The sequence below is a fragment of the Robiginitomaculum antarcticum DSM 21748 genome, assembly GCF_000365025.1.
Taxonomy (GTDB): domain Bacteria; phylum Pseudomonadota; class Alphaproteobacteria; order Caulobacterales; family Maricaulaceae; genus Robiginitomaculum; species Robiginitomaculum antarcticum.
Genome location: NZ_KB823013.1, coordinates 410,684 through 432,740 on the forward strand (window position 1 = coordinate 410,684; position 22,057 = coordinate 432,740).

Here is a 22,057-nt window from a genome sequence, read left to right on the forward strand (position 1 = left end):
ACCGTGGCCGACCTCTCTGCGATACCGGCGGGTTTTAAGCGTGATAATCCTTTTCTCATAAAGGGTCGTCAGCTTGCGCCGGGCATTGCTCTGTCCATACTCATCGCGGGGATGGCCGTGCTTATTGAGCGCGAATTTGGCGGCGCGGCCATGCTCTACGCTTTGGTTATCGGCATGTGCGCGAGCACACTCAATAACCATCGCGCATTTGCGCCGGGCATTAAATTCTCGGCGTCCACAATTCTGAAACTCGGCATTATTTTGCTCGGCGCGCGGATAACCTTCGGAGAAATCACAAGCCTGGGCTGGCTGACCGTGGTGAGCGTATTGGCCGCCGTAATGCTCTCCATTGGCGTAGGCGCCGTCATAGCGCGCGCCTTCAAACTCTCGTCGGCCCACGCTATATTGACAGCCGGCGCCGTATCCATTTGCGGAGCCTCAGCTGCCATGGCCGTCTTTTCGGTTATCCCAAAAGATAAAAATAGTCAGTGCCATTTGGCCATGACATTATTCGGCATTACTGTGCTGAGTACAATTGCCATGATCGCCTATCCCTTACTGACCAAAATATTAGGATTTAATGATCTGGAAGCCGGAGCCTTTATGGGCATGAGCATTCATAATGTGGCGCAGGCTGTCGGCGCAGGGTTTATTGTTTCAGAAAGCGCAGCAGAAACGGCAACGCTGTTAAAGTTAATGCGCGTGGCCACTCTGGCTCCTGTCGTTATCATTATATCAATTATCTTTCGCCGGCAAAATCCGCACATGGAAGCCTCACAGCGCCCCCCGATACTGCCGCTTTTTCTAATCGGCTTTCTCATTGTCATGGTGATCAATAGTGCGGGGATTTTTAGTGCTGCATTGACCGAAGGCTTGGTCGATATTTCGCACGGGGCGCTGCTGATATCTGTCGCGGCGATTGGCACGCAGACCTCGCTGGGGGATATTAAAAAGTCCGGTCTGGTCACGACGACAGTTTTGGTTTTGCAATCAGTGTGGCTGGCTGTCGTCTGCGCCGCGCTTATCAAATTTGTTTTGAATTATTAATCCCATTTGACCCTAGCGGTTAGCGCGCCGATAATGCCTTAAATTATAGGGCACAGTCATGCTTCGTTTTATCCTGCGCGCTCTGGGCGTGATATTCATTCTCGCCATACTCGGCTTTGCCTATCTGGCCTTTTGGCCCGTGCCGATAAGCCCGCAAGCTTGGGACGCGCCAGAAGATGCCGGCTATACCGGTGATTTTTTGTCCAATACGAAACTCGCTACGTTTGAGACAATATCTCTGGGCGATTATCCCGGCCCTGAAGACGTCGTCATTATTGATGGTGCAGTCTATGCCGCGTCGCATACAGGCGCGATTACAAAAATTGATTTTGACGCAAAGGCTGTGGCCAAAATCGCCGATACGGGCGGCAAACCGCTGGGGATGGAGCCTGCGCGAGATGGCGGGGTTTATGTCGCTGATGCTTATAAAGGCCTCATTCATGTGGCTATGGACGGCAAGGTTACCACATTAACCGATAGCGTGGATGGCACGCCCATTGCCTATGCCGATGATCTGGATATAGGCGCGGACGGGACGATCTATTTTTCTGATGCCTCGACTAAATTCGGGGCGCAGGCCGTTGGCAGCACAATGGATGCCAGCCTGCTCGAGATTATGGAGCAGGGACGCACGGGCCGCCTGCTCGCCTATAATCCCGCCGATCAATCCACGCGCGTTGTCGCGGAAGGGTTTAGCTTCTCCAACGGCGTGGCAATGGAGCCGCCTCATTCTGATGGCCGCGAGAGCGTGCTGATGACCGAGACGGGGCGATACCGCGTTCTGCGCGTCTGGGTCTCCGGCCCCCGCGCCGGACAGCATGACGTGATCATCGACAACCTGCCCGGCTTTCCGGATAATATTAACCGCGCTGATAATGGCACATATTGGCTGGGCCTGATCAGTCCGCGTTCCAAATGGCTGGATGATAATTCGGCCAAGCCCAAAGCCCGTGCCATGGCGATGCGCCTGCCCGCCTCTATGCGTCCCAAGGCGGAGAATTACGGCCACATCGTGCGCATCACCGCAGTAGGCGAGGTTCTGGAAACGCGCCAGGACCCTGATGGGGCCTATCCGCAAATCACAGGCGCGTTTGTCGGCGGTGACGGCTATCTCTACCTGACCAGCCTGACCGCGCCTGATCTGGCGCGCGTTAAAGAGTAAACCGGCATCCATTGCCCGGTGAGCATTCATATGCAACAAAGTGCATAAGAAACGACCGCAGCAAAGGATATGCATATGGCCCGCGAATTTGAAATCATCGTCTATGGCGCAACAGGATTTACGGGACGCCTCGTCGCCGAATATCTGGCGGCGCATTATCCCGATCTCAAATGGGCCATGGCGGGGCGTAGCGCGGACAAGCTTAAATCCGTTGCCAAAGAGATCGGCGCGACAAAGGCCGCACATATCGTCGCCAATAGCGATGATCCGCAAAGCCTCGCCGATATGGCGGCGCGCGCCGAAGCTATCATCACGACAGTCGGCCCGTACCAACTCTACGGCGATCCGCTGGTTAGAGCCTGCGTCGAGGCGGGCACGGATTATGTCGATCTGTGCGGCGAGCCGGCCTGGATGCACGATACTATCCGCCGCTATGACGCGGCCGCGAAAAAATCCGGCGCGCGGATTGTGCACTCGTGCGGCTTTGACTCCGTGCCGTTCGATTTTGGCGTCTATGCGGCGCAGGACAAAGCGCGTAGCGAGCATGGCGGGCCTGTGCAGCGCATGAAAGGCCGCGTGCGTAAAATGCAGGGCACATTCTCGGGCGGCACGGCGGCAAGCTTTATGGAAACCATGAAGCGCGCGCAAAAACAGCCCGAAATCCTCGTCTGGTTGAAAGATCCGTTCAGCTTGACGCCTGATTTTGAAGGGCCGCAACAGCCCCACGGTATGAAGCCGGTTTATGACGAGGATATCGGCAGCTGGTCTGCGCCCTTCATCATGGCCTCAATCAATACTAAAAATGTCCACCGCTCTAACGCGCTTCTCGGTCACATCTATGGCAAAGATTTTGTCTATGACGAAATGGTGCTGACCGGCCCGGGCGATAAAGGTGAGCAGGCGGCCAATGCCGTCGCGCAAAGCGGCAATTCTATGGGTAAAAACCCGCCTAAGCCCGGCGAAGGCCCGTCCAAAGACGAGCGTGAAAACGGCTTTTATGAGGTCATTTTCACAGGCGACGCCCCGGACGGCACGCGCATTACGTCCGTGGTCGGCGGTAATCTTGACCCGGGTTATGGCAGCACGTCGCGGATGATTTCCGAATGCGCGCTGGCCCTGACCCGCGACGTTGACCGCACCGCCACCCCTGGCGGTATCTACACCCCCGCCGCCGCGCTGGGCCGTGCAGGCATTAAACGCATGGTCGATAATGCGGGACTTTATTTCCGGTTTGAGTGATTAGTCGGCACTATTGACCATCAACAATGTTTGAAGCGCGGATTTCTGCGCTGTCACATCGACTAAAGTGAACGCGTCCAGCGCGCCGTAAAACGCGGCCTGAGCTTCGGCCAGCGCATGTTGTAATCCGCAGGCCGGGGCGATGCAGCACGCGCCGCCATCTTCGCGCAGACATTCGACTAAGGCCGAGCCGGCTTCGCTTTGCCGCAATACGGCCCCGATATTGATGTCTTCGGGATCACGCGCGAGCCGCATGCCGCCGCCGCGCCCGCGTTCAGCCACGATATATCCTTCGCGGGAGAGCCATTGCGCAGCCTTGGCGACGTGGTGAAATGAAATATCGTAGCGCGTGGCAATCTGCGCGGCCGAGACTTTCCCCTCACCGCTCGTGGTCAGATAGATCAAAACGCGCAGGGCATAATCAGAAAATGTTGTAATATTCATAAGGGGCACTCTTTTAACTTGACCCGAGGCTAGCGTGTCTATATTAAATACGCAAATGAAATACGTATAAAAGGATCGAAAATGGTATTTCTCAATTTTTTGGCGACTATGTTTCTCCTGCCCGGCACGATTGTGCTTAAAATGGTCGGCGTATCCGTCGATGATGATGGCGGTATTTTTCGGTCTCTGATCAATATGATTTTTTGGGGCATCCTTAGCGCGATGATTGTTCTTCCTATTTTATTAAAATAGGCCGTTATGGCACTTCGCGAGTCCGACATTCAAAACCTTATGACGCAGTTCTATGCAGCGGTGAGGCGCGATCCTCTTCTGGCGCCTGTCTTTGCGAGCCGCATCCAAGGCCCCGCTTGGCCGGCGCATGAAGCGCATATTGCCGACTTCTGGTCTTCTGTGATGCTGAAAACCGGGCGGTTTAAAGGCAATCCCATGATGAAGCATTTAGCGCTGTCCGGCCTGACGCCTGCGCATTTCACCCGCTGGCTTGCGCTGTTTAAATCCACCGCTGATGATACATTATCGCCAAAGGATGCTGACGCCATTCACACAATGGCCAACCGTATTGCTCAAAGCTTTCAGATGGGCCTCGCCTTTCACCATACTAAAACTCAATCGGGGCAAAATCCGTTTGAGGATTTCAGTGTGACGCGGCCAAGCATTTAGTCCCGCAATATTTCCCGCACTGTTAAACAACAGATGTAATATAGCGCACGCGGGATAGGTGTGGATTGATTTTCAGCACATACTCCGGGCATGTGCTTCGGAGACCGATACTAGTCTTCGCGCGGCCGCATGACAAAAAGATCCAGCATGCTGGCGGGGAAGCTGTCATTATGGATCTTGCCATTGCGGTCAAACCACTGACAGGCCCATGCATCCTCGTCAGCCCCTTTAATGGTCATTTTTGGGCCGCCGGATTTCAGACGAACGATTTGGCCGATTTCGAATTGGGTCATGATGGGCTTTCTAAGAATTAAGTCTTTGGTTTAAGCTCGGGTTGTGTCCAAACCTACATGCTCGGCAAGGCCGCGCGCATGCGCCCTTACGGGCGGTTTGAACGGTCAATCGTCCATCTTCAAAGCCGCAATAAACGCTTCTTGCGGAATCTCGACGCGGCCGAATTGGCGCATACGTTTTTTACCCGCTTTTTGCTTATCCAGCAATTTACGTTTGCGCGAGGCGTCGCCGCCATAACATTTGGCGGTCACGTCCTTGCGCATGGCGGCAATCGTTTCGCGCGCCACGACTTTGCCGCCAATGGCGGCCTGGACGGGGATTTTGAACAAATGGCGCGGGATCAGTTCTTTGAGGCGTTCGCACATTTGCCGGCCCCGGCCTTCGGCGCGGTCCCGATGGACGAGCATGGACAGCGCGTCGACCGGATCGCCATTAACGAGGATGCTCATCTTCACAAGATTGCCCTGCCGCACGCCAATGGCGGCGTAGTCAAAGCTGGCATAACCTTTGGACACAGATTTCAGGCGGTCGTAAAAATCAAAGACGACTTCATTGAGTGGCAGTTCATATTCCACCATCGCCCGCGAGCCGACATAGGATAATGTGGTCTGGATGCCGCGGCGGTCCTGGCACAGTTTTAATATCCCGCCCAGATAGTCATCCGGCGTCATGATCGTCGCTTTGATCCACGGCTCGTGTATTTCCTCAATCGCCATGACGTCAGGCATATCGGCGGGGTTATGGAGCTGCTGCTCCGTGCCGTCGCGCATCATGATCGTATAGACCACGGACGGCGCGGTGGTAATCAGATCAAGATCAAATTCGCGCTCCAGCCGCTCTTGGATAATCTCCAAATGCAGCAGGCCGAGGAACCCGCAGCGAAAGCCAAAGCCCAGCGCGGCAGAGGTTTCCATCTCATAACTAAAACTGGCATCGTTTAAGCGAAGGCGCCCCATGGCCGCACGCAGATCGTCAAAATCGGCGGCGTCAACCGGGAAGATACCGCAAAAGACAACGGGCTGCGCGGGCTTAAAGCCGGGCAGCGCCGCGGCGGTCGGGCGTTTATCCTCCGTCACTGTATCGCCAACAGCGGCGTCAGCGACTTCTTTGATCGAGGCGGTAAAAAAGCCGATCTCGCCCGGGCCGATGGATTTGCGGTCGGTCGGTTTAGGATTAAATGTCCCGACTTTGTCCACCGTATAGGTCGCGCCGGTGGCCATCGTGCGGATTTTCATGCCCTTTTTGATCTCGCCTTCATAGACGCGAAACAGAACGACAACGCCCATATATTGGTCATACCAGGCATCGACGAGCAGCGCTTTAAGCGGGTCGGATGTATCGCCAATGGTCGGCGCAGGCAGGCGCGTGACTATGGCCTCCAGAACGTCCTGAATACCCAGACCGGATTTGGCCGAGCACAGAACTGCGTTGGAAGCGTCAATGCCGATGACCTCTTCGATTTGCTGGCGGATGCGCTCCGGCTCGGCGGCCGGCAGATCGATCTTGTTGAGAACCGGCACAATTTCGTGGTCGTGATCTATCGCCTGATAGACATTGGCCAGCGTTTGCGCCTCAACACCCTGAGAGGCATCGACGACTAATATGGAGCCTTCACAGGCCGAGAGCGAGCGCGAGACTTCATAGGCAAAATCGACATGGCCCGGCGTATCCATCAGGTTGAGAATATATGTCTGCCCGTCATTGGCGGTATATTCCAGACGCACGGTCTGCGCTTTAATCGTGATGCCGCGCTCGCGCTCAATATCCATGCTGTCGAGCACTTGCTCGCTCATCTCGCGATCCGTCAGCCCGCCGCAAAAGCTGATGAGACGGTCAGCCAGTGTGGACTTGCCGTGGTCAATATGGGCCACGATGGAAAAATTACGTATCTTGCTCTGGTCAGTCATAGGCGGCTTGTATTGTTCGCGGCGAAATTGGCAAGTCGATATTACCGCGCGGCCCCAAGCTGTGGATTAATCCGCCGCAACCACCATCTCGCCCCATTCCGCCCGGCGCTTGGCCATAGAGGCTATAAAAGGGCAGGACGGGATAACTTTATAACCGCGCGTCTGAGCGTCCAAAAACAGCGCCGCGACGAGGGCCTTGCCGACGCCTTTACCGCCGAGCACTTTGGGTACGCCGGTATGATAGGCGTCGACAACATCATCGCTGACACGCTTATAGGTCAGCTCGGCCTCATGCCCGTCAATGCGGGTCACAAACCGTCCGGTCTCTTCGCGTTCAATCTCTATATTATCCATTGTGCTCTCACTTTCCTGTCAACAGCTTGCCAAATCGTAACTTGGCGAAACGCGTATATTTGTCTTTCATTAACCCGAACGGGCGCACATCGTTGCCAGAAACAGGAGCCGACCATGCTTAAATTTGCGACATCTTCATTGACCGCCATTCTTCTGGCCTCCGCCATGCTCTCCGGCTGTGCGACGAATGACCCACAAACGCCAAGGCAACAGGCGCAAAATGCCAAAACCGACTTTGAACAAAGCGACGTAGTTCAAGCCGTCTCCACCCATTTGGGCGTCACGTCTGAGAGCGCGGCATCCGTCGTCGAGCGCCTGTTCCGTGAACAAGGCCGCCCCGACGGCTATATCACCGGCGAAGAAGGCGGCGGCGCGCTTGTCGCAGGCCTGTTTTGGGGCAAAGGCACGTTATGGATGAAAGACGGAAGCTCTATACCCGTCTTCTGGCAAGGCCCGACAATTGGATGGGACGCCGGCGGGGACGCCTCCAAAGTTTTCACGCTGGTCTATAATCTGGATGATCCGAATTATATCTTCCAGCGCTTTCCCAAAGCCGAAGGCAGCGCCTTTCTCATTGCCGGCATGGGCGTAAACTATCAACGCGCCAACGGCATTACGCTCGCCCCGATCCGCTCCGGCATCGGCCTGCGCCTCGGCGCCAATGTCGGCTATTCGTCCTATAGCCGCAAACGTCAGATGCTGCCGTTTTAACTGTTGAAATAGCAGTTGAAACGCCGTGTACAAAAAACGCTTTGCAGACTGTCGTTTTGCGGATAAAATAAACTTATGCCGGAGCTTATCCGGCGCTTTATAGGCTACGGCCCCCACGACGTTTGATGGAGAATTTTATGTCCAAGCGTCTCAAAAAAACGAAAATGGACTTCGATTTCGAAGACGAACTCGCTTTTGCCGATAATATGTATGAGGCTCCGCGCGGCGCAAAACCCCGCGGCAAGCACAAACGTAAACAAGGCAATCACAAAACCGCTTATTACGATTGAGCGTTGCTGGCCTTTCGCGATAGCGGGCCCGTGCCGCCAAAGGCGGCATTGGATAGGTCAGCGCATCCCACAATAAGTATACTGCGGGCCCGTTGATCGCACTACGATCAATTGGGGATTTCGGCGCATGTTGTTTTTGATCCTCCGCCGCAGAGCTGCGGGACGGGCGTTTCCGCTTGGCCTTTCACTGCGCTCTATCCATCTACGAGGCAGAGCAGACTTATAGGACAGCTAGAGCGCGGTGAACGGGCCGCCCGCGCGGGCTGACAGGCGCAAGCCCGTAATTATAGCCAAGCGCCGTTATGCGATGGCCCATCGAGTGACCACATGCGCGCCGGGTTGGTCGGCGGCGGCGCGCCGCAAAAAAAGCAGGAGGCCTGCGGGGCGGCAGCTCCGAAGGCTGCCAAAGGTTTTTCTAGTGTTTACGAAGATGCCATCCCCGCAGCGATATCTCACGGCCGATACGCGGCTCTCGCTAAGGTCACAGTCCACAGCGCAGTCTGCTCCCAAACCCGTTTGATGTGAGCCATAACCTCACCTCGCCCGAATCCAATACCGTCTCGTGGCAGAAAAGAAACGTCTTCCCCGTCCTGACCAAAAGAACAATTTAAACATAGGTCAGATCGGAGAGGCGGGGATTGTTATTTGTTTATCCGTTTTTTTTGAGGCACCTCTCATCCCGTACCGGATGACGGATATTGAGATTTCAGCGACAATTCATCCATGTCCCGAACGGGGAAGGCGGCTGTCTTGACTTCCTTACGCCCGTTTTTTAGGCAGGAGCCGTCATCACTATGACGGCCGCAACGATACTATTTTCCAAGCCCTATATTCTTCGGTGAGCTAAGTTGCACTGTCCATACAGCCTTGATAGAAGCATTTTAGAAAATAACTGTTTTCATTTAAGCATAAGCTTAATCGCAAGTCTCATTCAGAGACACCTTGTATGCAGTTTTTATTTTTAAACGGTGAAAGCAGGCTTCTTGGACTTTGATAATATGGCGATTAATAAGCTACGCACACGAGAGATCTTTGAAACAATACGGGAAGGCCTTCTGGTCCTAGATCAGGACCTGAAAGTATTATTTGCCAATTCCGCTTTTTTGAAAATGTTTAATGTCGATGCGGCGCACACTGCTGAGCGCAAGCTTTATGATTTGGGAAACGGTCAATGGGACATCCCTAAATTACGCACTCTACTCGAAGAGATTCTACCTAAACAGCAAACCATTGAATCATATATCGTAGAGCATGAATTTGAAGACATTGGCCGAAAAGTGATGGAGCTTAACGCAAGAAAAACGACCCGCACCGGAAACGGGTCATTACTAATTTTGTTGGCGATAGAAGACGTAACAACCCGATATGATGCCCTCGCGCAGCTTGACCGACAAAAGCGTCTTGCAGAAGGTATTGTTGATACTTTGCGAGAGCCGCTTCTTGTTGTCGACGGGGATCAAATTGTTATCGCGGCAAGCCGTTCTTTTTATACCAAATTTGAAGTTGACCCTGCCGAGACAATAGGGCGTGAATTGTTAACGCTTGGCAACGGTCAATGGAATATCCCTGAGCTTACGCATCTGCTTGATGGGGTCATTCCTGAGTCCCAGCGTATAGACGACTATGAAGTCAAACTTGATTTTCCAAATATTGGCCAAAAAATTCTCCTCTTGAATGCCAGGAAAATTTATAGAGAGGGCAACAATTCAAAAACGCTCTTGCTGGCTATGGAAGACATAACAGAGCGCAGGCGCCTGGAAGCTGAGCGCGATGACCTACTTAAACGCGCCAACGATCTCTTAGAGGAATTAAACCACCGTGTTATGAATAGTTTAACGGTTGTGGCCTCGATCATATCCATGGAGGGGCGCACCCTTAGCGACGCAGACTGTAAGGCGGCTTTTGACCGCATGCGAACCCGCATTGTTGCAATCGGAGAGCTTTACAAAAACCTTACCCGTATGAACTCTACGCATACCGTCAGCGCTAATGAGTATTTATCGGCGATTGCCGACCAGTTATCAACTTCGCTTCTTTCGGATCGTAAGGCCCGCGTTACATTTCAAAAGAGCCTGAGTCCGACGATCATCACGACGCGCATTGCTGTGCCTTTGGGACTTGTTCTAAATGAATTGGTGACCAATGCGATTAAATACGCCTTTGATGAAGATGAGGCCGGCGAAATAATTGTGGCCCTTATCGAAACGAAAGGAGAAATCCTATTTTCTGTTTCAGACAACGGCAAGGGCGTTGACGAAAATGCGCGGGTTGATTCAGGCGTTGGAGGACGGCTGGTAAAAGCTTTTGTTCAGCAGCTTAATGGAAAGATGGAGCGACAGACCGGCACTGATGGAACGCGGTATATTATGAAATTTCCATATGATTCATACTAGCGTCCATATAGCTTCATGATGCCCGCTTAGCGGGGCTATGCAGTCATTCCTGAAGCAATACTTTATTGAACCAACGCGCCAAAATCCTGCCGTGCTCGGGCAGAAAATTTCGAGTTTTCCGCACTATGAGATAAGAACAGTTTGAAGATAGGGGCAATGCGAGGGGCGGGGGTTGTTTTGTTTACCACGGCTTTGAAGCGCTCAACGCCCCGCATCTTCATCCTCGGGCTCGACACAAGGATCCATGGCTCAACCCCATGTCGTTTTTAGAAACCCTTGGTGAAACAGAGGCTTACAAATTCGCATGCACGGCTCTCAATTGTAAAATAGATTCTCGGGTCAAGCCAGAGTCGGACCGGCGCACCGGATGACGGCAGGGGGAGAGCAGTTCGAAATACATCCACGCCCGATTTGTGGATAGCGGGGTTGAGCACGCTGTAGAAATTAGATGTTAAAACTGGTGAGGACGTATTTTTAAAAGCGGGTAGAGACTTTCGTACACTCATGTCAGCTTTGTAGCATAAACTAGACCTTAGCTCGGAGACCAAAAGCTCCCAAAGAAGGACGCTCGCTTACTTTCGTTAATTTCGCTAGAAAACTCTTGGGATAGGTTTTCCCATTAGTGGGTATCTTCATACCAATTTAGCCAATTCTGAAATGCTTGTAACCAATGCGCATCTGGACCGATTACACCAACCAAACTCTGCAAAGCAGGTAAATTAAGGGCAAGCCATGCTGTCGCAAAGTTAAGCGCAATAATACCTGATTGAATCGCCTCAGCTCCTACTAAGGATTGTTGTATTATTGGGCCTATAATCATTGCCCCCGCACCTAAAAAACCACCCTTAAGGAGTAAAGCCAATGCCTTTACAAAATTACTTCCGGATGTCTGAGCAATCTGGGCCGAAACATTCGGATCAGGAGCTTCTCCCGCAAACTCTATTACACTTCTCAAGGCTTGAGCCGCTTCGGGTGTGACCAATTCGCTATTAACTAACGTGCCTTCAATAAAAGCGAGAGTTTCTTTCTTATAGACCTTAATTTCAGCATCCATTTTTGCATGGTTATGAGCACCTTCAAGTAGGCTTTTGCCAATAGTAGACACACCAATTAAATTTGAATGAAGCTCTAATAAGTCCTCTAAATCCTCCGCAACTCCGTCCGGACCTTCTCCAGAATCCAATCGCACCATATCTCGATATGTTTGACTTCTAACTAGTGCTCCTTCCACATATAAAGCACTTATCGAACGCTCTTCCGCGACCGCAACTTGGTTATATTCGCTTACTTTTTGTGCAAGATTTGGGAGAGCGTTTGATCCAAATAGGGCGGCAGACAATTTAACTGAAATTTCTTGAATTTTATCCCACAAATTATTCTCTAGGTTTGTAAAGACCAAGCCAGACCCAGTGATGTTAGGAATATCCGCAGACTTGGCGAGATCAATTTTACCTTCGCCGTTGATAGCGAAAATAATCCCTCCAGGTTCTTGAGGGGGGATTTCATATTTTGGCATCAACATGGGTGTGTCAGACCGTCCTGAGGGTTCAAAAAGTTGCTCCTCCTCATCATCAGGCTCTTGATCGTCCATGGCGTGGAACTGGATCGCCCAGTCTACCGTTCCATCTTCTTCTAATTGAGAAGCGCTAATTTCGTGCAGACTCTCTGAATATTCAGGGAATTCATCTGAAAGCACTTCAATGGCTCTATATGGGCCGCGACCACCCCATTGGTACCCTCCTTCTGCGCTTTCGTATGAAACACTTTCTGCAGGATCTTCATAATGAGCTAAGAACCAATCAACCATCTGTTTAATAGCGGAATCCCAGTCTTCGTCATCAAGATCATCATCCGTTTCAACGTGATTTAATTCGATTGCTATATTATCTTTGACCATTGCGTAATCGCCGTAAAGAGTAAGAGTGGCGGGCAAGTTAAGTATACCGACTGGATATTCAGAAACCGTCCAATCCAAATACTCTATTTCCTCCAGTTCGGCGTATATTCTCCACAAAATATCTGGACCCATTCCCCCTGAACTAGAGCCATCGGAAGTAATTTGTAAATCGTCAGCTGAAATTTCTAATGTTTCGCCTGTCTCGGTATGTTGAAAGATGGCGCTTCCAGATACTTTTACCGTACTCATAAATTTACCTCAGACTACGAGTGAACGAATGTACGCTTAGAGCGCAACAATCAGTTTTACTCGGCTAGCGAGCCTAAAATTATTGAATAAAACACAGGGTTTTCTATCCTGAGTTAGTGATACATATATTTGTCATTTTCGCAATCACAATGCTAAGGGGGAGTTCTCTAAAGTCTATTATGACCCAGGTATCAAACTGGAAAACGCCTCTCTGCCAATCACGAACATAGAAAAGCGTTCTCAATTCCGGGTTTCATCCAAGATCTCGCCTACGTTTTATGAGACGTTTGAGGTCGTGAATTAGCTGAAATAGATTAAAAATATGCGGGTAAACGTGCCTACCTCAAGCTCGCTTTTTTTTCCAAGGCGGCATAAAACGTGCCCTAGCGTTTTAAAATCGCGCAATGTAAGTCGCTCGCCGAGGTCTGCTATCGGGGATTAGTAGTCATTCTTGTAACAATACTTTATTGAACTAAGGCGTCAAAATCCCCGATTAATCGCCTTCGCGATTAACGGGCCCGCTCACGCGGAATTTTGACGATTAATACCCGCCATGCTCAGGCAGGAATATCTCGCGTTTGCCGCCCGGGCCGGACGGGCCGATCATGCCTTGGCGTTCCATATCCTCAATCACATTGGCGGCGCGGTTATAGCCGATGCCCAGGCGGCGCTGAATATAACTGGTCGAGGCTTTGCGGTCAGAGGCGACGATGGCGACGGCTTTGTCAAACAGCGAGGCTTCTTCGTCCGTGCCCTCGGCGAGCGCGGCGAGCTCTGCCTCTTCGTCCTTGTCGATCAGGATATCGGCGAGATATTGCGGCGAGCCCTGGGCTTTGACAAAGCCTGCGATTTTTTCGACTTCGCCATCGGAGACGAACGGCCCGTGAAGGCGGCGCGGCTTGCCTGTTCCCATAAACAGCATATCGCCATTGCCGAGCAGCTTCTCTCCGCCCTGTTCACCTAAGATCGTGCGGCTGTCGATTTTAGAGCCGACGCGGAAGGACACCCGGGTAGGAAAATTGGCTTTGATCGTGCCGGTGATGACGTCCACAGACGGGCGCTGCGTCGCCATAATCATATGGATGCCCGCCGCCCGCGCCATTTGCGCGAGGCGCTGCACCGCGCCTTCAATATCTTTGCCCGCAACCATCATCAGGTCAGCCATTTCGTCGATGACGACGACGATAAACGGCATAGGCTCGAAATGCAGCTCTTCGGTCTCATAGATCGGATTGCCGCTCTCTTTATCATATCCGGTCATGACGGTATGGGTCATGACTTCCCCCGACGCGTTGGCGGCAACAACTTTTTCATTATAGCCGGCCATATTGCGCACGCCCATTTTGGCCATTTTGCGGTAGCGGTCTTCCATCTCCCGCACGGTCCATTTCAGCGCCACTACGGCTTTTTTCGGCTCTGTCACGACGGGAGCAAGCAAATGCGGCGCGCCGTCATAGACCGATAGCTCCAGCATTTTGGGGTCGATCATGATGAATTTACACTGATCGGGCGTCAGCGTATACATGATCGACAGGATCATGGCGTTTACGCCGACGGATTTACCCGAGCCGGTCGTCCCCGCGACGAGCAAATGCGGCATTTTGGATAGATCGGCAATGAAAGGCTGTCCGCCAATATCTTCGCCCATCGCCATAGGCAGTCCGGCTTTGGAGTCTTTGAACGCGCGGCTGGCCAGCATATCGCGCAGGTAAACGGTTTCGCGGCGTGAATTGGGCAGCTCTATGCCGATGGCGTTGCGGCCCGGCACAACGGCGACGCGGGCCGAGACGGCCTCCATGGAGCGGGCAATATCATCGGCCAGATTTATCACGCGCGAGGATTTCACCCCCGGGGCCGGCTCAAATTCATAAAGTGTGACGACAGGGCCGGGGCGCACTTCGCCGATCACGCCTTTGACGCCGAAATCAGTCAGAACTTCGGCGAGGCGCTGGGCATTGCGTTGCAGGCTGCGCTCATCGGTAATGGCGCGGCGCGCGGGCGGCATTTTTAACAGCTCCAAACCGGGCAGGACAAATGTGCCGTCATCAGGAAAGTTATATTTATTATAGGCGCCGGGCTTAGGCGCGGCGGCGCGGTTGCGGCTTTTGCGTTTGGTCTTGGCCACCGGCGGCGCAATCGGGGACAGGCCTGCGGTGAGCGGCGCAGCGGGCGCAATTGGGGCGTTGGCGAGTTGCTGCGCCGGGCTTTCATCCAGCCAGGCGCGCAGCGGCGCGGGGCCGTCAGCGATGTCCTGGCCATAGGCTTTATCCACGCGGCGGCGGATATAGGCAGTCAGGCGGTCAATATAGACGCGGATATGCGCCCAGACGGTCAGGGCGGCATCCGCGAACAAGGCGGCGTCGCGCGAGACAAATCCCATATAGCGGCCCAGACAGAACGCAGCGAACAAAAAGGCGAGCACGCCGATGATCAGGCCGGGTACCGGAAAATGCATGGCGGTTAAGGCGCCCAGCCCCATCGCAAACAGGCCGTCGCCGACAAAACCGCCAAGACCGACCGCTAAGGGCCAGCTTTGCGGGTGAGGGGCGGCGGCAAATACAATGGCGCTAAAGATTACCGCGCCGGTGCAGGAGACAATCCGCCCTGCGCGCTCGGCTTTAGTAAAGACGGGGCGGGGCTTTAAAATGGCGCGCGCGCCCGCATAGATCAGGATGAGCGACAGGATGATCACCGCGCAGCCCAGGCTCTGCAGGGAAAAATTAGCCAGCGCCGCACCCGGTCGGCCCAGCCAGTTGAGCGTGCCGGCGGATCCGGCGGTGTCAAATGTGCTGTCCAGCGCGGAATAAGAGACGGCGGATAAAAATAAAGCGCCGCCCAGGCCGAGCGATATCAGCGCGCGGGCGGCCCGCCAGAACATCTGCGGCCCGGCCGCGTTCACATCATGCATTAAATCGCGCGCGCGGCCGCTCGTATAATCGGCGCCAAAATCAGCAGCTGGATCGGAATAGGTCAAGGCAGGCTCCGCGCGCTCAAATTTAAAAGGGTCAAGTCTTTAACAAGACTTAAACAAAAGCCGTAAACGCGGTGTTAAGAGATGGAGGGTGGCCGCGCTAAAGGAGAGCAAAAAAAGCCCTGCGACCCATGAGGGAAGCAGGGCAAGTTATCACATAGGGAGAACACGTTGCCGTATTCGTATTCTGTGTGTCACAGCGCGCCTTACAGGGACATGGCAGGCATCCTAATTCTCTGTCATACTCATATCCTGCACAAGCGTTGAGCATGGATTTGGCGCTTTGGGACAAAGTATGGTCAGGCCGTGGTATGGAGGAGCCATGAAGGCGTTAGGACGGGCGGCAATTTGCGCGCTTTGCGCCGCCCGCATTTGCGGGCTATAGGCGGGCATGACCCAAGATTTTGATATTGCGATTGTCGGCGGCGGCCCTGCGGGGCTGGCGGCAGCCCTGTCGCTACACAGGCTGCGGCCCGAATTGTCGTTGGCTGTCATTGACGCAGGCCACGCGCCGGTTGACGGACGCGCGTCTATGCTCGCGCCGAGCAGTTGGCGGCTGGTAGAAAATCTCGGCTTGGCAAAGGCGCTGTCCGGTAAAATGCTGGACGTGAGCGATATGCTGATCAGTGACGGCGTCGCCGGAGAGGCGGCTTCGCCCTTATCGCTGCATTTCAGCGATAGCGATCATATGCGCGGCGGCGTGGCGCAGCCTCTGGGCCATATGGTTCAAAACGCCGATCTCACCGACGCGCTGCGCAGCGCGGTAGACGCCTCCGGTATCACCCAAATCACGGCGCGCGTCACCGATAGCGCGCCCGGCACGCTAACACTGGATAATGGGCAGACCATCACAGCCGGTTTTATCGCCGCCGCCGATGGCGGTCGCAGTGTGCTGCGCCGCCGCGCGGGCATAGAAACGACAGGGTGGGATTACCTACAATCCGGCATCGTTACCACAATTGCGCACGAGCTTCCGCATGAGGGCTGCGCTCAACAGCTGTTTTTGCCCTCCGGACCACTCGCGCTTTTGCCGCTGATTGGGGACGCAGAGCATCCCCATCAATGCTCTATCGTCTGGAGCGAAGACGCTGCCGCCGCTAAGGCCGCGCTGGCCTTGCCCGTCGATCTGTTCACGGCAGAGCTGGCCCGCCGCATGGGCGATCTCTATGGCAAGATTGAAACCATCGCGCCCTTGCAAAGCTGGCCCTTAAAGATGCAATTGGCCAAATCCTATCATAGTGACAAGCTGGCCCTGGTCGGGGACGCGGCGCATATCATTCATCCGCTGGCGGGGCAGGGTCTGAACCTTGGCCTGCGCGACGCGGCTGCTCTGGCGCAAAGCGTAGCCGATGGTCTGGCCGTCGGAGAGATTTTGGGCGGGCCGAATATGCTGGGGCGCTATAGCCGCTGGCGTAAATCCGACGCGCTACAGCTCGCCGCCATGACGGACGGGCTGGAGAAACTGTTTTCAAACCGCATTGCGCCGCTTAGGCATCTGCGCCGCCTCGGCCTCGGCGCGGTCGATCGCAGCGATACATTGCGCAGTTTTTTCATGCGCGAAGCGGCAGGCGAAACAGGCGACGTGCCGGGACTGTTGGTTTAGTTATTTTATTATTTCAGCATAAATTAGCAAACCCAGAAAAATTGTCGCCACGCCTAAATATATGTATTGGATTATGCTGGTTAGGCGATAAGTCGGATCCTGGAACGGATAATCAATCTTATATCTGGAAATCCACCATAAGTTTCCGATGACATATTCCCAAACTGCAACCAACAAGATGACGCAATTGATTACAGCATAAGTTTTAGGCGAGTGAGGGTTAAATATCATCGCGTTTACAGTCAGCAGTATCATAATGACTGCAACACCAATAACTGTGTTCAGAAACATGAAGCGATAATAAAGCGGCATTGGAATGGGCTCGAAGGTAGGCAGTCTCATTTTTTGGCTCAACATTTTTTTCGGTAAATGCAGCATTATTATCGTCCGCTCTCTTTAGTCAGAAATGAATATGCCTTACAATCCGCCAAATTCATATTATAAACTACAAGGCTAAAATGACCTACACACTCTACGGACTGAAAAATTGTGATATGTGCCGCAAGGCGGTTAAAGCGCTTGAGGGTGTCGGCAAAAAAGTCACATTCGTCGATATTCGCGGTGAGGGCGTTGATGCCCGCAAGATTGAGGATTGGGCTGATGAGGCGGGCTGGGACACCCTGCTCAATAAACGCAGCACTACTTGGCGCAAACTGTCGGAAGCCGACAAGACGGATATTGACGAGGAAAAAGCCGTCAAACTAATGGCCGCACACCGCGCCCTGATCAAACGCCCCGTCGTGCAATGGGGCAATGAGATTTTCGTCGGATGGGGCACGGATACGCAAGACGCGCTTCTTTAATTTAGGCCGCGCTAACGCATGTGGATACGGAATTAGACACTCCGTCTACAAATCCTTTGAGGTAACTGGCCTCATTTTGGGCTTCATCGTCGCTCAATACAGCAAGAGGGATGCCCATCCCTCCGGGGACAAAATTTCCTTTATTATCGCCTTGCTGCGGCGTCATTGCGGCCGCAACATCCCCCGCATTAATCTGTGGCGGAACGCTAGCGACGGAGTAATTAATATAAACGGAAATATACCCTGACCGTATGGCCTCGGCTAGGTTTTCATAGGCGCTCAGTGCAGCGTTCACATCCGGATTATCCGGATTGCTATCTTGATAAAGCGCTAGACTGCCCCGTTTTGATAAGATTTCGGCGCTAATGGCCGGCTGCGCCGCCCGGACAACGCAGGCTGTTTTTGTAACCGCCGTGCCGATTGTTTCCGGCGAGCCGCTGGTTTGAAATTGCGGCTCGAGCTGGGGCATTAACGCGCCTAACGCTGTGCTGACCACAAGATTATCTGTGTGAACGTCTAGACCCGCGCCGATCCCCGTATAGGCTCCGAATAAAAGTGAGGCGATGTTAAATCTACGGCGCCAATGTGCCGAGTCCTGCATTTTTTCGCCATAGCTGAGTAAAAATACATTTCCCAGCCGTACAGCTCCAGGCACATCCACATCCGCCATCATAGATGTTTGCAGACCATCGCCTTGTAGAACATTATTGGATTCACGTTGTGATGTGGCACATCCCGCCAGCCCCGCAGCCAAACCCAAGACACAAATTATAGATACCGTATTTCTCATCATCACCCCCGCATATGATGGTTTCTATTAACCTATATTAACTCACAATGCAACTTCAAAGGGATTGCCCTGCCGCCAAAGCTTGACCTTGGCCGCTAAAGCGCCCATTTCGCGGCAATGTACACACGGCCTGAACATAACCGCGTCAAGACTGTCACATTGGGGTGCCGGCTAAATGCCTATGAGTCCGATGTGATGGCGCAAAACGCCAATCTTTCGGGCCTGACCGATGCTGTCATTATCAATAGCTGCGCCGTGACCAATGAAGCTGTGCGCGCCTCCCGCCAAGCCGTGCGCCGCGCCGTCAAAGACAATCCCGACGCCAAAATTATTGTCACCGGATGCGCGGCGCAGGTCGATCCACAAAGCTTTGCGGCGATAGACGGCGTCACCCGCGTCATCGGAAATGACGATAAAATGGGCGCGCAGGTTTTTAATCCCGAGACCTTATTTGATGGCGGCGAGCCGATCCGCGTCAATGATATTATGGCGGTGACCGAACACGCGCCGCAAATACTGTCTAATTCTTTTGGGCCAGGCGCGAACGCGCCCCGGCAAACCCAGTCGCGCAGCCGCGCCTTTGTCCAAGTGCAAAACGGATGCGATCACCGCTGCACCTTTTGCATCATTCCTTATGGGCGTGGTAATTCACGCAGCGTTCCGGCGGGCGAAGTTGTTGCCCATGTCCGGCAATTATCTGCGCAAGGCTATAAAGAAGTCGTCCTGACAGGGGTGGACATTTCAAGCTGGGGCAGTGACCTGCCCGGACAGCCGCCGCTGGGGGATTTGGTGCGGCGCATTTTAAAGCTGGTTCCTGATCTGCCGCGCATTCGTTTGTCCTCCATTGACCTGGCCGAAATTGATCCGGTGCTGATGGACGTGATTGCCCATGAGCCGCGCTTTTGCCCTTATTTGCACCTCTCTCTGCAACATGGTGACAGCCTGATTTTAAAGCGCATGAAGCGCCGCCATAGCCGCGATGATGCGCTGGCTTTGACCGCAAAATTGCGCGCGGCGCGGCCTGACATTACATTTGGCGCGGATATTATTGCGGGTTTCCCGACGGAAACGAATGAACAATTTACCCAAAGCCTCTCTATATTAGAGCAGATCAATATTGCTTGGGCGCATATTTTTCCGTTCTCGCCAAAAGACGGCACGCCCGCTGCGCGCATGCCGCAAATCGATGGCCGTATTATCAAAGCGCGCGCCAAAGCCCTGCGCGAAAAGGCCGCGCATATCCGCACAGCGCATTTTAAAACGCGCGTGGGTGGTACAGATATGGCCCTGATCGAAGGCGGCGGCGTGGGGCGTTTGCCCGATTTTACGCTGGTGGATTTACCGGGCTCGGACGCCCTTGCAGGACAGCTTTGCAAGGTGCACATGACGGGTTACGGTAAGAATAATATGACAGGAGAGCTCGTCACATAATGGCTGATGGTACTAAGAAAAAGCGCAGTTTTTTATCCAAGCTGGGCTTTAAATCCAAGGATGAAAAGCGGGCCGAAGAGGCTGCAGAGCGGGCCGCAGCGCAGCAGCGCGTTGACTCCCAAATGGCCGCGCGCATGGCCGCGATTAATGCCGCTGCCCTAAAATCCGCGCGGGAGCAGGACGAGAGCGCAGCGGGGCTTTCTGATGAAGACCGCGCGCGCATTGAAGCTAACGAGCAGCGTGAAGCTGAAATTCAAGCCGCCCGCGATGTCGCCCGTGCCAAACAACTCGCCGAAGAACGCGCCCGCGACGCTGAGGAAAAAGCTAAAGCGCAAGACGCCACCGCCGCCCGCCAGGCCGAGGCCGAGGCCCGCGTCTTGGTAGCGCGGCAGAAAGCCGCCGAGGATGCTGGCCGAAAAGAATTAGAGGCCAAAGCCCGCCGTGAGGCAGAGGCTAAACGTAGGGTCGAAGAGCAAGCGCAGCTTGACCGTCTCGCCAGAGAAGACGCCGCTAAAGCCGCCGCCTATAAAGCCCGCCAAGAGATTGAGGCCAAAGCCCGTGAGGCCGCCGAAGCCGCGCGCATTGCCGACGAGCAACGCATTGCGGCGAAGGAGAAAGCCGCCGCGCAGAAGGCCGAGCTTGAGCGCATCGAAGCCGAACGCCTTGCCGTCGAGACCGCCAAAACCGATCGCCTTCGCCGCGAAGCCGAGGAGGCAGACCGTCGCGCCGAAGACGCCGCCCGGCGCGCGCGTATTAATGCCGAAGAGCGCGCCAAAGAAGAGGCCCGGCTGGCCGAACGCGCGGCCAAAGCGCCGCCCGTTCCCGACATTGACCCCATGGCGGATGGTGGGTTTTTCAACCGCATCACCAAAGGTCTGTCCAAATCAACGGGCAAGATGAGCGACGGCGTTTCCGCCGCCTTTACCAAACGCAAATTAGACGATTCTGCGCTTGAAGAGCTTGAAGACCTGCTGATTGCCTCCGATCTGGGCGTCGGTCCGGCCATGCGTGTCACCGCAGCGCTGGCCCGCGATAAATTCGATAAACAAGTCACGGATATGGAGATTAAAATCGCGCTGGCCGATGTCATCTCTGAGATCCTGACCCCGCTGGAAAAGCCGCTGCGGCTGACCGGGGCCAAGCCGGAGATCATGTTATTTGTCGGCGTCAACGGATCCGGCAAGACCACGACGCTGGGCAAAATCGCCAAGCGCTATACCGATGAGGGCAAAAAGGTCATGCTTTGCGCGGGCGACACATTTCGCGCTGCCGCCGTCGAGCAGCTCACAATCTGGGGTGAGCGGGCCGGCGCGCCTGTGGTCTCCGGCAAACCCGGCGCGGACGCAGCAGCTTTGGTCTATGACGCGATTGAGCGCGCGCGCGACGAAGACGTTGATATTTTAATGATCGATACGGCAGGGCGTCTTCAAAACCGCGCCGAGCTGATGGACGAGCTGTCCAAAGTCGTGCGCGTGATTAACAAGCAGGACCCCACCGCGCCGCATCACACTATATTAGTGCTCGATGCCACGGTCGGCCAAAACGCGCTGATGCAGACCGAGGCGTTTAAAAATACAGCCGGCGTCACGGGGCTGATCATGACCAAGCTGGACGGTACGGCCAAAGGCGGCGTGCTTGTCGCGCTATCAGATAAATTTAAACTGCCCATCCACGCCATCGGTATTGGCGAGCGCATTGAAGATTTGGAATATTTCTCCGCGCCTGTCTTTGCGGCGGCAATCTCCGGCGTCGCGGATGAGATGGTGGCGGGATAATTGTGACTAACAAATA

The 22,057-nt window shown here is 54.0% G+C and carries 20 protein-coding genes; 13 read left to right on the forward strand and 7 right to left on the reverse strand.

Annotation, left to right across the window (positions count from 1 at the left end; genetic code table 11):
- Nucleotides 1–3: 3 nt before the first annotated feature.
- From H142_RS0111440 to H142_RS0111450, 3 genes are all read left to right on the forward strand, one after another.
- Nucleotides 4–1,047, forward strand: coding sequence for a YeiH family protein (locus H142_RS0111440; protein ID WP_017932277.1), 1,044 nt, complete (start codon nt 4–6; stop codon nt 1,045–1,047).
- Between the two features lie 58 nt (nt 1,048–1,105).
- A complete protein-coding gene (locus H142_RS0111445; protein ID WP_017932278.1) occupies nt 1,106–2,209 on the forward strand; it encodes an SMP-30/gluconolactonase/LRE family protein in 1,104 nt (367 codons plus the stop codon).
- A 69-nt stretch (nt 2,210–2,278) separates the two neighbouring features.
- Entirely contained in the window at nt 2,279–3,448 is a 1,170-nt protein-coding gene (locus H142_RS0111450; RefSeq protein WP_017932279.1) for a saccharopine dehydrogenase family protein, read from the forward strand.
- Here H142_RS0111450 and H142_RS0111455 read toward each other — a convergent pair whose 3' ends face one another.
- The gene (locus tag H142_RS0111455) at nt 3,449–3,892 is read right to left on the reverse strand and encodes an RrF2 family transcriptional regulator (protein WP_017932280.1); all 444 of its coding nucleotides are present in this window, start codon (nt 3,890–3,892) and stop codon (nt 3,449–3,451) included. It lies immediately after the preceding gene.
- Nucleotides 3,893–3,973: 81 nt separating this feature from the next.
- Here H142_RS0111455 and H142_RS16960 point away from each other — a divergent pair, with 81 nt between their 5' ends.
- Both H142_RS16960 and H142_RS0111465 read left to right on the forward strand, forming a co-directional pair.
- Nucleotides 3,974–4,144 carry a hypothetical protein gene (locus H142_RS16960; protein WP_017932281.1) on the forward strand — a complete coding sequence of 57 codons (171 nt, stop codon included), beginning with the start codon at nt 3,974–3,976 and terminating at the stop codon, nt 4,142–4,144.
- 6 nt (nt 4,145–4,150) lie between these two features.
- A complete protein-coding gene (locus H142_RS0111465; RefSeq protein WP_017932282.1) occupies nt 4,151–4,573 on the forward strand; it encodes a group III truncated hemoglobin in 423 nt (140 codons plus the stop codon).
- Between the two features lie 110 nt (nt 4,574–4,683).
- Here the strand turns inward: H142_RS0111465 and H142_RS0111470 are convergent, their stop codons facing one another.
- The 3 genes from H142_RS0111470 to H142_RS0111480 form a co-directional block, all read right to left on the reverse strand.
- Nucleotides 4,684–4,866 carry a YodC family protein gene (locus tag H142_RS0111470; RefSeq protein ID WP_017932283.1) on the reverse strand — a complete coding sequence of 61 codons (183 nt, stop codon included), beginning with the start codon at nt 4,864–4,866 and terminating at the stop codon, nt 4,684–4,686.
- Between the two features lie 105 nt (nt 4,867–4,971).
- Nucleotides 4,972–6,774, reverse strand: a complete 1,803-nt coding sequence (lepA, locus tag H142_RS0111475) for a translation elongation factor 4 (RefSeq protein WP_017932284.1) — start codon at nt 6,772–6,774, stop codon at nt 4,972–4,974.
- A gap of 66 nt (nt 6,775–6,840) precedes the next feature.
- Nucleotides 6,841–7,128 carry a GNAT family N-acetyltransferase gene (locus H142_RS0111480; protein ID WP_017932285.1) on the reverse strand — a complete coding sequence of 96 codons (288 nt, stop codon included), beginning with the start codon at nt 7,126–7,128 and terminating at the stop codon, nt 6,841–6,843.
- A gap of 114 nt (nt 7,129–7,242) precedes the next feature.
- On the opposite strand from H142_RS0111480, the gene H142_RS0111485 reads away from it, so the two are divergent.
- The 4 genes from H142_RS0111485 to H142_RS0111500 all read left to right on the forward strand — a co-directional run bounded on the left by H142_RS0111485 (nt 7,243) and on the right by H142_RS0111500 (nt 10,522).
- A complete protein-coding gene (locus H142_RS0111485) occupies nt 7,243–7,839 on the forward strand; it encodes a DUF1134 domain-containing protein (RefSeq protein WP_017932286.1) in 597 nt (198 codons plus the stop codon).
- A gap of 137 nt (nt 7,840–7,976) precedes the next feature.
- Nucleotides 7,977–8,129, forward strand: a complete 153-nt coding sequence (locus tag H142_RS16885) for a hypothetical protein (protein ID WP_156812006.1) — start codon at nt 7,977–7,979, stop codon at nt 8,127–8,129.
- Between the two features lie 327 nt (nt 8,130–8,456).
- Nucleotides 8,457–8,654, forward strand: coding sequence for a hypothetical protein (locus H142_RS0111495; RefSeq protein ID WP_017932288.1), 198 nt, complete (start codon nt 8,457–8,459; stop codon nt 8,652–8,654).
- A 473-nt stretch (nt 8,655–9,127) separates the two neighbouring features.
- Nucleotides 9,128–10,522 (forward strand): sensor histidine kinase, encoded by a 1,395-nt coding sequence (locus H142_RS0111500; RefSeq protein WP_233341676.1) that lies wholly within the window; start codon nt 9,128–9,130, stop codon nt 10,520–10,522.
- Between the two features lie 619 nt (nt 10,523–11,141).
- Here the strand turns inward: H142_RS0111500 and H142_RS0111510 are convergent.
- The gene (locus H142_RS0111510) at nt 11,142–12,668 is read right to left on the reverse strand and encodes a hypothetical protein (RefSeq protein ID WP_017932291.1); all 1,527 of its coding nucleotides are present in this window, start codon (nt 12,666–12,668) and stop codon (nt 11,142–11,144) included.
- Between the two features lie 541 nt (nt 12,669–13,209).
- Nucleotides 13,210–15,642, reverse strand: a complete 2,433-nt coding sequence (locus tag H142_RS0111515) for an FtsK/SpoIIIE family DNA translocase (RefSeq protein WP_017932292.1) — start codon at nt 15,640–15,642, stop codon at nt 13,210–13,212.
- Between the two features lie 388 nt (nt 15,643–16,030).
- On the opposite strand from H142_RS0111515, the gene H142_RS0111525 reads away from it, so the two are divergent.
- Both H142_RS0111525 and H142_RS0111535 read left to right on the forward strand, forming a co-directional pair.
- A complete protein-coding gene (locus tag H142_RS0111525; protein WP_017932294.1) occupies nt 16,031–17,242 on the forward strand; it encodes an FAD-dependent monooxygenase in 1,212 nt (403 codons plus the stop codon).
- A 458-nt stretch (nt 17,243–17,700) separates the two neighbouring features.
- Nucleotides 17,701–18,045: an ArsC/Spx/MgsR family protein gene (locus H142_RS0111535; RefSeq protein WP_017932296.1), complete on the forward strand. Its 345-nt coding sequence runs from the start codon at nt 17,701–17,703 to the stop codon at nt 18,043–18,045.
- Between the two features lies 1 nt (nt 18,046).
- On the opposite strand, the gene H142_RS0111540 is transcribed toward H142_RS0111535, so the two are convergent.
- Complete coding sequence (locus H142_RS0111540) at nt 18,047–18,835, reverse strand: hypothetical protein (RefSeq protein ID WP_017932297.1); 789 nt, start codon at nt 18,833–18,835, stop codon at nt 18,047–18,049.
- A 117-nt stretch (nt 18,836–18,952) separates the two neighbouring features.
- Here H142_RS0111540 and mtaB point away from each other — a divergent pair, with 117 nt between their 5' ends.
- Nucleotides 18,953–20,266 (forward strand): tRNA (N(6)-L-threonylcarbamoyladenosine(37)-C(2))-methylthiotransferase MtaB, encoded by a 1,314-nt coding sequence (mtaB, locus tag H142_RS0111545; RefSeq protein ID WP_017932298.1) that lies wholly within the window; start codon nt 18,953–18,955, stop codon nt 20,264–20,266.
- On the forward strand, nt 20,266–22,041 hold the full coding sequence (ftsY, locus tag H142_RS16700; protein ID WP_017932299.1) for a signal recognition particle-docking protein FtsY: 1,776 nt from the start codon (nt 20,266–20,268) through the stop codon (nt 22,039–22,041). Before mtaB ends, ftsY begins: the two co-directional genes overlap by 1 nt.
- The last annotated feature ends 16 nt before the right edge of the window (nt 22,042–22,057 follow it).